Source organism: Streptomyces sp. NPDC049887, from assembly GCF_040656535.1.
GTDB lineage: Bacteria > Actinomycetota > Actinomycetes > Streptomycetales > Streptomycetaceae > Streptomyces.
Map to the genome: position 1 here is coordinate 25,700 of NZ_JBFAMM010000017.1, position 12,468 is coordinate 38,167.

Genomic DNA, 12,468 nt, shown 5'->3' on the forward strand with positions numbered 1-12,468 from the left:
ACAAGGGTACGGTCCGGTCCGCCCCGGTCGGGGAGCGGCCGAGGCCGGTGGCGGCCGGGCAGGGTGCGGCCCGGCCGGGATGCCTCGGGGCGCGGGACCTGACCCGCCCCGGCTCGGAACGTGTCCGGACTCACGCCGGCGCGCTGAGCCCGGTGGCCGGGCCGGTGGCCGTGCGCAGGGCCGGATGCCGGCGCTGTCCCTCCCACGGCCGAGGCCCCGGCCGTGGGAGGCGTGGAGGACCCGCGCTCCGGAGCGACTGCCGCTCCGGGGCGTGGGGTCGGTGGGACGCGGTGCCGATCGGAGCGCCTCAGGCGAGGCGGACGACCGCCCGGGACATCCCGAGCACCTTCTGCCCCGCCGAGACCGCAGTCAGATCGACGCGCACCCGGTTGTCGTCCAGCTTGGCCGCGACCTTGCCACTGACCTCGATGACCGCGCCCCGGTCGTCGTTCGGCACGACCACCGGCTTGGTGAAGCGGACCCCGTACTCGACGACCGCGGCCGGGTCGCCCGCCCAGTCGGTCACCACGCGCGCCGCCTCGGCCATCGTGAACATGCCGTGCGCGATCACGTCGGGCAGCCCGACCTCCTTGGCGAACTTCTCGTTCCAGTGGATGGGGTTGAAGTCCCCGGACGCACCGGCGTAGCGGACCAGCGTCGCCCGGGTCACCGGGAAGGTCTGCGCGGGCAGTTCGGTGCCGACCTCGACGTCCTCGTAAGCGATCTTCGCCACCATCGGGTCAGCCCTCCTCGGCGGCGCGCGCCACCAGCTTGGTCCACGCGGTGACGACGTGCTCTCCGGCCTCGTCGTGCACCTCGCCGCGGATGTCCAGGATGTCGTTGCCCGCGAGCGACTTGATCGCCTCGATCGTGGAGGTGACCGTCAGCCGGTCCCCCGCCCGCACCGGCCGGCTGTACGCGAACCTCTGGTCCCCGTGCACCACACGGCTGTAGTCCAGGCCGAGTTGCGGATCCTCGACGACCTGTCCCGCCGCCTTGAAGGTGATGGCGAACACGAAGGTCGGCGGGGCGACCACGTCCGAGTGGCCGAGCCGCTCGGCGGCCTCGGGGTCCGTGTAGGCGGGATTGGCGTCACCGACGGCCTCCGCGAACTCCCGGATCTTCTCCCGGCCGACCTCGTACGGCGCGGTGGGCGGATAGGTCCGCCCGACAAAGGACTGGTCGAGCGCCATGGACTCGCTACCTCCTGGTTTCCGTTCCTGGCCGGTGCCACCGGAACACTGGCCGGTAACCCCGTGACAAACGACACGAGGCCGCCCCCGAGTGGGGGCGGCCTCGCATTCGAGCCTGATTCAGCGCGTCTCGCGGTGCGCGGTGTGCGCGTTGCAGCGCGGGCAGTGCTTCTTCATCTCAAGACGGTCCGGGTTGTTGCGCCGGTTCTTCTTGGTGATGTAGTTCCGCTCCTTGCACTCCACGCAGGCCAGCGTGATCTTCGGGCGGACGTCGGTGGCAGCCACGTGAGTGCTCCTTGGACGGATGGACGGATTGAACGCAGAAAAGAGTAGCCGATCGGAGGACCGACCCCACAATCGGCTACTGTGTGTAGCGGTGACCGGACTTGAACCGGTGACACAGCGATTATGAGCCGCTTGCTCTACCGACTGAGCTACACCGCTTCGATGCCGGATCCCCTCGCCCGAGGGCGAGGATCATCCAACATCAGAGCCCCAATACGGAATCGAACCGTAGACCTTCTCCTTACCATGGAGACGCTCTGCCGACTGAGCTATTGGGGCGAGCGATGAAGACATTACACGGTCGGTCGCCGATCGCCCAAATCCGTTTACGGGCCACGTTGGCCGCCTTCGTCGCGTACCGGAGGAGCCCCCTCCCGGCCACCTCACGGGACGCCGCCGGCCCCGCCGCCGCGCCCGTCCCCGTACGCCACTCGTAGTCACACCGGTACGACTATTGCGCTCCTCCTCGATGAGCGGTCGGGGCACCCCTAGGCTCGGCACACGCCGGGTGATCTTGATCGTCCCGCAGGCCGCCCCCAGGCCACTCCCCCGCCCGTCAGGAGCGCGATGCCCGACAGCCAGGCGCGGCCGCCCGACGGCGCCACCGCAGACAGCACCACACTGCTCCTGTGCGGCGCCCGGCTCACCGACGGCCGCACGGTCGACGTGCGGCTGAGCGGCGCACGCATCGAGGCCGTCGGCACCGCGGGCAGTCTCAGCGCCGCGCCGAAGACGCACTCCGCGCGTGTGGACCTCGGCGGATACCTGCTGCTGCCCGCTCCCGCCGAGCCGCACGCCCACGCCGACACCGCCCTGACCGCGCTCGCGCCGGAGGGGCCCGTGTCGTACGCCTCGGAGGACGTGCAACGGCGCGCCACCGAGGCGGCGCTGCTCCAGCTCGGGCACGGGGCGACGGCGCTGCGGTCGCACGTGCGGATCGGCGATGTGCAGGGACTGGGCCCGCTCGAGGCCGTGCTGGAGGCGCGGCGCGCGCTGCGCGGCCTCGCCGAGGTGACCACCGTCGCCGTGCCCCGGTTGCTCACCGGCGTGGCGGGCGCGGACGGCCTCGCGATGCTGCGGGACGCGCTGAAGACGGGCGCGTCCGTGGTGGGGGGCAGCCCGGACGCCGATCCGGATCCGACCGGTTACACGGAGGCGGTGCTGGAGGCCGCCGCGGAGCACGGCTGCCCCGTCGACCTCCACACCGACGGCGACGACCCGGCCCGGCTGGCCCGGCTGGCCGCGATGGCCGGGGGTCTGCGCCCCGGCGTGTCCATCGGCCCGTGCGCCGGTCTGGCCCGGCTGCCCGCCGACGTGGCGTCCCGGACGGCCGACCAGCTGGCGGCAGCCGGGGTCACGGTCGTCTGTCTGCCGCAGGGCGGCTGCGCGGGCTCCGAACTGCGCGGCGTCGCTCCGGTACGGCTGCTGCGGGCGGCGGGGGTGCCCGTCGCCGCGGGCAGCGGGGCGATGCGGGACGTGACGAACCCGGTGGGCCGCGGCGACCCGCTGGAGGCGGCCTTCCTGCTCGCCTCCCAGGGCGGGCTGCGGGTCCCTGACGCGTACGACGCGGTCAGCGCGGCCGCGCGGGCGGCGATGGGCCTGCCGGAGGTGCGGGTGGAGGCCGGTTTCCCCGCCGAGCTCCTCGCGGTCCGGGGCGAACGCCTCGCGGGCGTCCTCTCGCTGGCGTACAGCCGGATCGTCATCCACCGCGGCCGCGTGGTCGCCCGGACCAGCGCGGTACGGGAGTACTGCGACTCCGCCGCGGCGGTGGCGCTGGAACTGCCCCGGCAGGGGCGGCCCGACCCGAGGCCGTGAGACGGGCCGGGGCGAACCGGGCCGGGCCGGACCAGGCACCGGCCGACCGCTGGTTCGGGGCTGCCCGGGCCCGGCCCGGGCAGCCCGGCCGTGGGCGGCGGGCACGGGAGGGGCGGGACGGGCGGCCCGGACGACGGTGCCGGCAACGACGGATGCCGGAGGGGCGGCCCGGACGACAGCGCCGACAACGACGGATGCCGGAGGGGCGGCCCGGACGACAGCGCCGACAACGACGGACACGCTCGAACGCGTCGGGTGGGAGGGCGCCCCGGGCGGAGGGGCCGCCCGCGGGCCGCCGCAACGGGTGGACGTCGTGATCCGCACCCCGAGCAGGCGGGTGGCGGAGGGGTACGGACGCCGGGCCTCAGCCATGGCCGGAAATGGCCCCCGGGTCCAGGACCGCCGCGAGCGTCCGGCGCGGGACGGGCGTACGGTCGGGAGCATGCGCATAGTCATCGCAGGAGGACACGGCCAGATCGCGCTGCGCCTGGCACGGCTGCTCGCGGCGGGCGGACACGAGCCGGTGGGCGTCATCCGGAAACCCGAGCACGGTGACGACCTGCGGGGGGCCGGTGCGGAACCCTGCCTGCTGGACCTGGAGTCCGCCTCGGTGGAGGAGGTCGCCGCGGTGCTCCAGGGCGCGGACGCCGCGGTGTTCGCGGCGGGCGCCGGGCCGGGAAGCGGCGCCGAGCGGAAGAAGACGGTGGACCGGGACGCCGCGGTCCTCTTCGCCGACGCGGCCGAACGGGCCCGTGTGCGGCGGCACATCGTCATCTCGTCCATGGGCGCCGACCCCGAGCACCGGGGCGACGAGGTGTTCGACGAGTACCTGCGGATGAAGGGCGAGGCGGACGCCCACGTCAGGGGCATGGAGACCCTGGACTGGACGATCCTGCGCCCCGGAATGCTGACGAACGACGCCGGCACCGGACTGGTCCGGCTGGAGGCCCACACCGGGCGCGGACCGATCCCCCGGGACGACGTGGCCGCGGTGATCGCGGAACTTCTGGAGACCTCGGCCACGGCGGGGCTGGTCCTCGACCTGATCGGCGGAAGCGTCCCGGTCACGGTCGCGGTGAAGGCGGTCGCCGGCAACTGACCCGCGCGGCGCGGCCGATGGTGCCGAGTACGGGTCGCCCGGCCGGGCACGGGGGGTGGGCAGCGGGCGGCGAACGCAGGCCAAGGGGCGTGGCACGCGGGACGGCGCGGGGCCGGGCGGGACGCGTCGGAACCGGACGGCGGGGCGCCGACCGGCACGGAAGAGCCCCGACCAACCGATGATTTCCAGCCACGGCCGTGTTCCGTACCGTCGTCACTGAAACCGCACAGCGGCACCTCACCGTCGTGGATCGGCCCAAGCGGCCCGATCGGACCTGCGTGGCCGTCAGGCGTACCGCCCGCGCGGGCGGCTCCGCCGTCACCGCCGAACGCCTGCCCGAGGTCCTCGGCGGGCCTCCCCCGCACGGCCCTCGCAGGGGCGCCGGCCTACCGCCTCCTCATCGTCGGCATGATCGGCGCACCGGACGTCGGGACGGGTGTCGAGGTGGGTTTCCGTCGTCTCCCCGCCGGCCGCGCGTCGGACCGGAGGTGGACGAGGGGCACGCCGAACGGCCCTTCTCGCGATCCCAATGATCACGCCGCCCTTCCGCCCGAACGACTTGATCACCACCGCGCACGACCCGGTCAGCGCCGCGCACGGCCGGGTTCGCTTCCGATGCAACTGATTTACCGTCACCAGCGTTCCGCAAAAGGCGCGTTGCCATCCGGAAACCCGCACGCCGGTCGCTCGGATTCCCGCCGCACGACAATTCCCGCCGCATCCCCCACGAGGGGAATTGTTATGTACACACCCACACCACAAGAGGACGTACCGCCCACCCACACCCCTCCGCCCGAACCGCCACGTGACGGGAAGCACATCCCGCTTTACCCCCTATTTATTCCCCTTGTGGCGCCAATCACAGAATTTCCTCTTGTCGTCGCCTGCCTCCACTCGGATGCTGAAAACCCCGGCGGAAATCCCCATTCCCGATTAACCGCCTTGCATGGGATCAGAACCCCAAGATTCATGTGAAAGGGCGGCGTCATGCAGCTTTCCCCGCTTCCCCGTCGAGCGACGTCCAAGATCGCCAAGTACCTCGTGTGCGGCGTCGCCGCCGCCACGGTCGTCACCGGCGTGACCACGGCAGTCGCACCGGCCGAGGCCTCCGCGGCCCCCGCCAGCGCGCACCGGATCGACGGCTGGATCAAGCACTCCCTCCTGGTCATGAAGGCCAAGGGAATTCCCGGCAGCTACCACGGGATCCACCGCAACCTGATGCGCGAATCGAGCGGCGATCTCTACGCGATCAACCTCTGGGATTCGAATGCAAAGAAGGGCATTCCGTCCAAGGGGCTCATGCAGGTCATTGACCCCACATTTCGGACATACCACGTGGATGGCACCTCGTGGGACATTTATGACCCAATTGCAAATATCACGGCTGCGTGCAATTACGCGGCGAAGCGCTACGGGTCCATCGACAATGTGAACGGTCCCTACTGATCCGCCGTCCCGGTGGACTCCGCACCGCCGGTTCCGAGCGGCGCCGGGAGCTGTCCGGGAAGCGTCCATGACTCCCAGCCGGGCGGCCACGGTCTTCCGCCCGTAAGGCGCCCCCGGCCACGGCGGATCCCCGTCAGGGCCTTCTCGCGCCCAGGACCGGCGGCCGGCCGATGGGCGCGCCCGCAGCCCCGCGCCCGGGCCCTCGTCCCCGTCCCGGCTCCGGGACCGCCGCACGGCAGATCCCGGTCCATGTGTGTCGACGCGTCGATGCGTCGATGCGTACGGCCCGGGCTCGCAGCCCCGTGTCGGAGGCGCGTGCACGCGGGCCCGGCCGTCCCGCTCCACGGCCTCGGTGCCGACCGGCACCGCACCGTGGACGGCACGGACGATCAGGACGTCGACGGCGCCGACGGCGGGGCCGAGGGCCGCTACAGCCGGAAGACCCGCGCCAGCCCCTCGGACAACGCGGCGACCGTGCCGGGAACCGTCAGCGGCGCCACCCGCGCGCCCAGATAGCCGTCCGGCCGCACGAGGAAGGCCGTGGGGCCCGCCGTGCGGTAGCCGCGCGCGAACTCGCCCCGGCTGTCGAGGAAGGCCGGCAGGTGCCGGCCGTCCGCGTCCGTGACGTAGTCCACGCTCTCGGTGTCGTCCCCGGTGCCGGCGCCCGCCGCCGCGGCCCCGGACTGCGGACCCGGGGCCGGGCCAGGAGCTGCCCCCGTACCCGTTCCCGTCCCACCGTCCGTGCCCATGCCCGTGCCCGTACCCGTACCCGGGGCGAGCAGTACCAGGACCACTGCCTGACCGTCCGTCAGATGACGGATTCCGGACGCGACTGCACCGCACGCGTCGAGCGCGGCGGCCGAGTCTGCGTGGAGCAGGAGCACATGGCCGCGGTCGCGCAGCAGGTCGTGCAGCCGCAGGGGCACGGCGGCGACACCCCCGGTGAGGCCACCGCAGTCGGGCGCCCGGTCGCCTGGGCCCGGACCGTCCGCCCCCGGCGTGCCCGGCCCCACGACGGGACTGTCCGGGTAGGCGACGAGCAGCTGGGCCTCACGCAGCATGACGGTCGTGAAGTCGTCGGGGTCGGCCTGGACACCCTCGGCGGCGTGCCGGACCGTGCGTCCCACGACCTCCTCTCCGACGGGTCGGCGCTCGGAGTCGTAGCTGTCCAGGAGGCGCGGATGCGCGGCGCCCCGCACGGTGAGAGCCAGTTTCCACGCGAGGTTGCAGGCGTCCTGGATACCGGTGTTCATGCCCTGGGCGCCGGTGGGCGGATGGATGTGCGCTGCGTCACCGGCGATGAAGACCCGGCCGTCCGCGTACTTGTTCACCAGGCGGTGGCTGATGCGGAAGACGGAGGACCAGCGCATGGCCGACGCCGTGGTGGGTTCCGGGGACAGCCGGTCGAGGACGGCCTGGACGTGCTCGACGCCGGGCACCCGTTGCCCTGTCTCCAACCCGTGCGCGATGTCGCCCCCCGGGCCCGAGTCCCCCACGGGCTGCCGTGCGGCGGAGAGTTCGGGCGGGACCAGCATGGACACGCGGTAGCGGCCGCGGCCCGGCAGCGGGATGCAGACGAGCAGGTCGTCGACGGAGCCGTCGTCGCCGTGGTGCATGGCGCGGACGCCGTAGCCCGGTGGCAGGCTCCAGTCGACCTCCACGTCCGCGAGCATGTACTCCTCGGGGAAGGCGGCGCCCTCGAAGGTGAGTCCGAGCGTCTTGCGGACGACGCTGTGCGCCCCGTCGCAGCCGACGAGGAAGCGCGACCGGACCTCCTCCTCCCGGCCGTCGACGGTGACGATCCGACTGAGGACCCCCTCCGTGTCCTGCTTGAAAGAGACCAGCTCGGTGCCGCGCTCGATCCGTGTGCCGAACCGGGCGAGGTGCTCCTCGATGACACGCTCGGTCTCGTACTGCGGCAGCGCGGCGAAGCCGTAGGGAACCTCCGGCGGGAGCCGGAAGTCGATACGCCCCTGATCGGCACCGTCGGCGTACAGCAGCTGGCCGCGCATCGGCACGGCGGCGTCCAGTGCGTCGTGGACCATGCCCATCCGGTCCCAGATCTCCAGGGTCCGGGGCTGGATCCCCACGGCCTTGGCATAGGGGAGCCGGGCCGGGAGCCTGTCGACGACGCGGCAGTCCGCTCCGTGGCGCCGCAGCTCCGCGGCCGCGGTCAGTCCGACAGGTCCGGCACCCACGACCAGAACATCGGTGTCCACCACTGGTATCTCCCACCGAGAGCCCCCGGCTTCGCTGTCCCTCCATGGTCGGCCGATGCGCACGGTCCGGCGACTCGGGTCCGTCGTCCCCGCCGGTGGAGGGCATGTACTCCCCACGGGTCGCGGAGCCGGGCCGGGGCCGCCGGCCGACGACGGCGGGCGGATCGGCGCCGCGTCCCACCTCCACGCATGCCGCACCCCGGGCCCTCCCTCCCCGGCACAGCCGTTGCGCGAGCTCCCGGACCCACGTCCCGCTCGGGGGTGGGCAGGGACCGTGCGACGGCGGACGGTCGGCGTCCAGGCCGGGCAGCGGGGCCCGCCCTCGATCGGCGGCACGGTCCGACCCGAGGGCCGCCAGGCACGCGGGCCGGCCCGGGGACCCGGGGAAGCCGCACCCATCACCCATCGGGCTCCTCTCGGAACTCCGTCCTCAATTCCCCCTCCGTGGAGAGGGCTTCGCACCGAAGCCCGTACGAGCCTCGTCGTCGAATCGCCCGAACACACCGGCATGAGGACGGCTCTTTGCCTTGCGATTCACCGCATCCGACGCCGCGCGCTGCTCCCCCAGGGATCGCGGGACAGCCCTTAGGCTCGGTTGCCGAGCCGGGCGATGCGAAGAGAAGAGATGCGAAGAGAAGAACGGAACACGGGGGCTGCATGCTTGCCGTCACGGTGATCGCGGGAATTCTCTTCGTCTGGTCGCTGCTGGCGTTCAGGCTTTCGCGCTGGAGCATCACCGCGCCCATCGCGATGATGGCGGCGGGCACCGCCCTGACCGCCGGCTCGAATCCCCCGCTGCATTTCGAACTCGAGACGAATGTCTTCGAACACGCGGTGGAAGTCATCCTGGCCCTGCTGCTGTTCGTCGACGCCATCGAGGTGCCCGGCAGGATCCTGGGCCGCGAGAAGGGCGTCGTCCTCCGTCTCCTGGGCGGCGGGCTGCCGTTGACGCTCTGCGCCGCGTTCCTGAGTGGTCTCCTCCTCTTCCCCGGCCAGTCCGGGTGGCTGCTCGCGGTGCTGGCGACCGTCGTCGTCCCACTGGACCTCGCCCCCACCGCGTCCGTCGTCCGCGACCCGCGGATCCCCGCGCGACTGCGCGAGGTCCTCAACGTCGAGGGCGGCCTCAACGACGGCATCGTCTCGCCGGTGTTCCTGCTGTGCATCGCGGTGGCCGTCGAATCGCACGATGTGCACGCCGACTACGGCGACGCCCTGCTGACGGCGGTCGAGGCGGCCGGCTGGGCCCTTGCCACCGGACTCGCCGTCGGGTGGACGAGCGGCTGGCTCCTGCGCAGGTCGTGGTCACGGGGCTGGACGCAGACGTCGGCGATGCGACTGGGCGTGCTCGCAGTCCCGTTGGTGGCGTACACCTTCTCCAGCGCCGTGGGCGGGAACGGGTTCGTCGCGTCCTTCATCGCCGGCGTCGTCTTCGGCCCGGCGGTCCGGGAACTCCCGGAGACCGCCGTGGAGCTGACCGACGACGTCGTCACCCTCATGAGCCTGGCGCTGTGGTTCATCTTCGGACAGATCGTCAACAACGTGTTCTGGCCGGGCTTCCAGGCCGCGGTCGTCCTCTACGCACTGCTCGCCGTCACCCTGGTCCGTATGATTCCCGTGCTCCTGGTCCTCATGGGAGCGGGGGTGAGCCGGGCCGACAAGCTGTTCCTGGGCTGGATGGGACCGAGAGGCGTGACGTCCATCGTCTTCGGCTCCCTGGCGGTCATCGAACTCCCGGACAAGAGCGCCGACTTCGTCTCGCGCGTCATGGTGATCACCGTGATGCTCAGCATCGTGCTCCACGGACTGAGCGCCGAGCCGATCGCCCGCTTCTACGCCCGGCGGCGCACCGGGCCGCCCGGGCCGGCCGCTCCGGCCGCAGACGCCGGCCCCTGAGCCCCGGGGGCGGAGCGGGGCCCCTGAGCCACGGCGGAGCGGGACGCCGGCCCGGGTCCGGGCAGACGGCGTCCGAATCGCGGGCCCGGACGGGCCGGCGGTGTCCGAATCGCGGGCCCGGACTCCGGCAAGCGGCGCGGGCCCCGGGCGCCGAGAACTGAAGGCAGGGGTACGGCTCGCTGCCCGCGCCTGCCCATCAGAGGAGCGGGCTTCCGGTTCTTCCCTTGCGGACCGGACCGCCGGGCGTACGAATCGCCGCTCCGGAAGAGCACCCGCCGGCGTTCGGTGCGCGGCCTCGGGGCGAGCGGGCCGGTGCGCACCGCGGGTCGCCACCGCTGTGCGCACCGCGTCCTCGACGGACTCGCGCTCTCGCTCTCGCTCGAGGAGACGGTTGCCCGACGGGCGGCGTACCCCCGCCCGCTGCCCGACAGGGCGGCGTGTCCCTCGCCACGGGGCTGTGGGCCGGCGGCTCCCCCACGGATCACGCGGCGAGGCGTAAGGGGCGCCGGGCGTCCGGGCGGGGAAGCGCTCGTCCAGCGGCCTGAGCAGGGCGCGGGGAGCACGCGCCGACCTCCGGGAGAGGCCGGCACAGCACCTCCAGGAACGCCCGCACGTCGCCGCCAAGGACGGGCTCACAACACGGGCAGTCGTCGTCGGGCGCGGCGTACATCACCCATGGGCCGCGCTGGTGGGCGATCGTCCACCAGCGCCCGGTGCGCGTCACCGGCCCGGAATCGGCTCCGCTGGATCCGGGCGATCTCGGCGAACGCCCCGCCCGACAGCCCGGTGATCACCGCTCCGCCGTCCCACGCCCTCGGGACGCGTGGCAGGTCCTGCCTGACCTGCAAAGGAGCCCTGCATCGGCCCTTTGTACATCGGTCATGGGGCCGATCAAGCACGACGGCGCACCACCCCGCAGCGGCTTCTCGCTCCGACCCTTCCCCGCTCCCGCCCTCTGCGATCCGTGGGCGGCCGATCGCCTCGAGGTCCAAGGCTCCGTACGGCCGTGACCGTGGGGGCTCCGATCCGCCCGGAGAGCCCTCGGTAGGGTGGGCGCGACAGCGGCGGACCGTGAACCGGAGCAAGGAGCAGATGTGAGCGAGTCGGCGTCCATCGCCCTGCAGCAGGAGATCGCCCGGGAGCTCCAGGTCGCCGAGACCTTCGAGGCCGAGCGCGAGATCGAGCGACGGGTGGCCTTCCTCGCCGAGCGTCTGACCTCCACCGGGCTGCGCTCCCTCGTGCTCGGCATCAGCGGCGGTGTGGACTCCACCACCACGGGCCGGCTGTGCCAGCTCGCCGTGGAGCGGGCCCGGGCGGCCGGCCACGAGGCACGGTTCCACGCCATGCGGCTGCCGTACGGGGTACAGGCCGACGAGCACGACGCCCAGCTCGCGCTCTCCTTCATCCGGGCCGACCATGTGCTGACCGTGGACATCAAGCCCGCGAGCGACGCAGCACTCGCGGCCCTGCCGGCCGCGGAGGTGAGCTTCCGCGACGCCCACCACCGGGACTTCGTGCACGGCAACATCAAGGCCCGGCAGCGCATGATCGCCCAGTACGCGGTGGCGGGCGCGCACGACGGCCTGGTCGTCGGCACCGACCACGCCGCCGAGGCGGTCTCAGGCTTCTTCACCAAGTTCGGCGACGGAGCCGCCGACCTGGTCCCGCTGACCGGTCTGACCAAACGCCGGGTGCGCGCCGTGGCGGACGCGCTGGGTGCGCCGGCCGAGCTGGTGTGGAAGACGCCGACGGCCGACCTGGAGACCCTCGCCCCGGGCAAGGCCGACGAGGACGCGCTCGGGGTCACGTACGACGACATCGACGACTTCCTGGAAGGCAAGCCGGTGGACGGACGCGCCTTCGAGACGATCGTCCGCCGCTACCGCGCCACCGACCACAAGCGCGCACTGCCGGTCGCTCCCTGAGGCCGTTCCCTCCCAGGGCGGGGTGCGTCCAAGGGGCACTCCGCGCGGCAGAGCCCCGAACGGCGCGAGGGACGCTGCGGGATCGGTCCGACCATGACAGGGGTGTCGGTCGGGCCTCGATGACGGCCTCGCCTCGGCGACGCCGCCCTCCACCGCCGTCCGGACCTCGGAGGCGTCGGCAAGCGTGAAGTGCCCGGGGTCGAGCAGCGGTTCGAGCTTCCCGGCGTCGGCGAGTGCGGCCGCCCCGCGCGTGACCCCGGTGGGAACGCCGTCCGTCCGTGACCCACACGACAACGGCCCCTGATCCGCGTTTCCGCAGATCAGGGGCCGTTCTCATCGCGTGGCGGCGCCAGGATTCGAACCTGGGTAGGCTAAGCCGACGGATTTACAGTCCGCTCCCATTGGCCACTCGGGCACACCGCCATGGGATGTCGCTCCGGAGCCGCTTTCGTGCGGCGTTCCGTGGCAACGACGTAAACGATACCCGATCCCCAGGGGTGCTCCGCCACCGGATTGATCAGCGCCTACGGCGGGTGCGGGTGGCTAGGCTTTGCCGTGGCGGTCCGGGCATCCGGCCGTGCGTCTACCCACCC

9 protein-coding genes and 3 tRNA genes are annotated in these 12,468 nt (G+C 72.7%); 5 read left to right on the forward strand and 7 right to left on the reverse strand.

The annotated features are described in order from the left end of the window. Positions 1 to 307: 307 nt before the first annotated feature. From AB0J10_RS20940 to AB0J10_RS20960, 5 genes are all read right to left on the reverse strand, one after another. Positions 308 to 736: a MaoC family dehydratase gene (locus tag AB0J10_RS20940; protein ID WP_363063687.1), complete on the reverse strand. Its 429-nt coding sequence runs from the start codon at positions 734 to 736 to the stop codon at positions 308 to 310. A gap of 4 nt (positions 737 to 740) precedes the next feature. Beyond that, on the reverse strand, positions 741 to 1,193 hold the full coding sequence (locus AB0J10_RS20945; protein WP_363063689.1) for a MaoC family dehydratase N-terminal domain-containing protein: 453 nt from the start codon (positions 1,191 to 1,193) through the stop codon (positions 741 to 743). Positions 1,194 to 1,313: 120 nt separating this feature from the next. After that, positions 1,314 to 1,478: a 50S ribosomal protein L33 gene (gene rpmG / locus AB0J10_RS20950; protein WP_003948671.1), complete on the reverse strand. Its 165-nt coding sequence runs from the start codon at positions 1,476 to 1,478 to the stop codon at positions 1,314 to 1,316. An 86-nt stretch (positions 1,479 to 1,564) separates the two neighbouring features. Continuing rightward, a tRNA-Met gene (locus AB0J10_RS20955) sits at positions 1,565 to 1,637 on the reverse strand. Positions 1,638 to 1,684: 47 nt separating this feature from the next. After that, a tRNA-Thr gene (locus AB0J10_RS20960) sits at positions 1,685 to 1,757 on the reverse strand. Positions 1,758 to 2,045: 288 nt separating this feature from the next. Here AB0J10_RS20960 and AB0J10_RS20965 point away from each other — a divergent pair. The 3 genes from AB0J10_RS20965 to AB0J10_RS20975 all read left to right on the forward strand — a co-directional run bounded on the left by AB0J10_RS20965 (position 2,046) and on the right by AB0J10_RS20975 (position 5,838). After that, positions 2,046 to 3,293, forward strand: coding sequence for an amidohydrolase family protein (locus AB0J10_RS20965; protein WP_363063691.1), 1,248 nt, complete (start codon positions 2,046 to 2,048; stop codon positions 3,291 to 3,293). Between the two features lie 442 nt (positions 3,294 to 3,735). Beyond that, positions 3,736 to 4,392, forward strand: a complete 657-nt coding sequence (locus AB0J10_RS20970) for an NAD(P)H-binding protein (RefSeq protein WP_363063693.1) — start codon at positions 3,736 to 3,738, stop codon at positions 4,390 to 4,392. Between the two features lie 987 nt (positions 4,393 to 5,379). Next, complete coding sequence (locus AB0J10_RS20975; protein ID WP_363063695.1) at positions 5,380 to 5,838, forward strand: transglycosylase SLT domain-containing protein; 459 nt, start codon at positions 5,380 to 5,382, stop codon at positions 5,836 to 5,838. Between the two features lie 428 nt (positions 5,839 to 6,266). Here AB0J10_RS20975 and AB0J10_RS20980 read toward each other — a convergent pair whose 3' ends face one another. Beyond that, entirely contained in the window at positions 6,267 to 8,060 is a 1,794-nt protein-coding gene (locus AB0J10_RS20980; RefSeq protein ID WP_363063697.1) for an FAD-dependent monooxygenase, read from the reverse strand. Between the two features lie 654 nt (positions 8,061 to 8,714). Between AB0J10_RS20980 and AB0J10_RS20985 the strand changes: the two genes are divergently transcribed. Then, positions 8,715 to 9,950, forward strand: coding sequence for a cation:proton antiporter (locus AB0J10_RS20985; RefSeq protein ID WP_363063699.1), 1,236 nt, complete (start codon positions 8,715 to 8,717; stop codon positions 9,948 to 9,950). A gap of 1,094 nt (positions 9,951 to 11,044) precedes the next feature. Continuing rightward, positions 11,045 to 11,875 (forward strand): ammonia-dependent NAD(+) synthetase, encoded by an 831-nt coding sequence (nadE, locus tag AB0J10_RS20990; protein WP_363063701.1) that lies wholly within the window; start codon positions 11,045 to 11,047, stop codon positions 11,873 to 11,875. A gap of 341 nt (positions 11,876 to 12,216) precedes the next feature. Here the strand turns inward: nadE and AB0J10_RS20995 are convergent. Then, positions 12,217 to 12,298, reverse strand: a tRNA-Tyr gene (locus AB0J10_RS20995). Between the last annotated feature and the right edge of the window lie 170 nt (positions 12,299 to 12,468).

What these genes read in the sequence shown, in the direction of transcription:
- AB0J10_RS20945 (WP_363063689.1), bottom strand. Translation starts at nt 1,193, where the DNA reads ATGGCGCTCGACCAGTCCTTTGTCGGGCGGACCTATCCGCCCACCGCG.
- AB0J10_RS20965 (WP_363063691.1), top strand. Translation starts at nt 2,046, where the DNA reads ATGCCCGACAGCCAGGCGCGGCCGCCCGACGGCGCCACCGCAGACAGC.
- AB0J10_RS20985 (WP_363063699.1), top strand. Translation starts at nt 8,715, where the DNA reads ATGCTTGCCGTCACGGTGATCGCGGGAATTCTCTTCGTCTGGTCGCTG.
- AB0J10_RS20975 (WP_363063695.1), top strand. Translation starts at nt 5,380, where the DNA reads ATGCAGCTTTCCCCGCTTCCCCGTCGAGCGACGTCCAAGATCGCCAAG.
- AB0J10_RS20970 (WP_363063693.1), top strand. Translation starts at nt 3,736, where the DNA reads ATGCGCATAGTCATCGCAGGAGGACACGGCCAGATCGCGCTGCGCCTG.
- AB0J10_RS20940 (WP_363063687.1), bottom strand. Translation starts at nt 736, where the DNA reads ATGGTGGCGAAGATCGCTTACGAGGACGTCGAGGTCGGCACCGAACTG.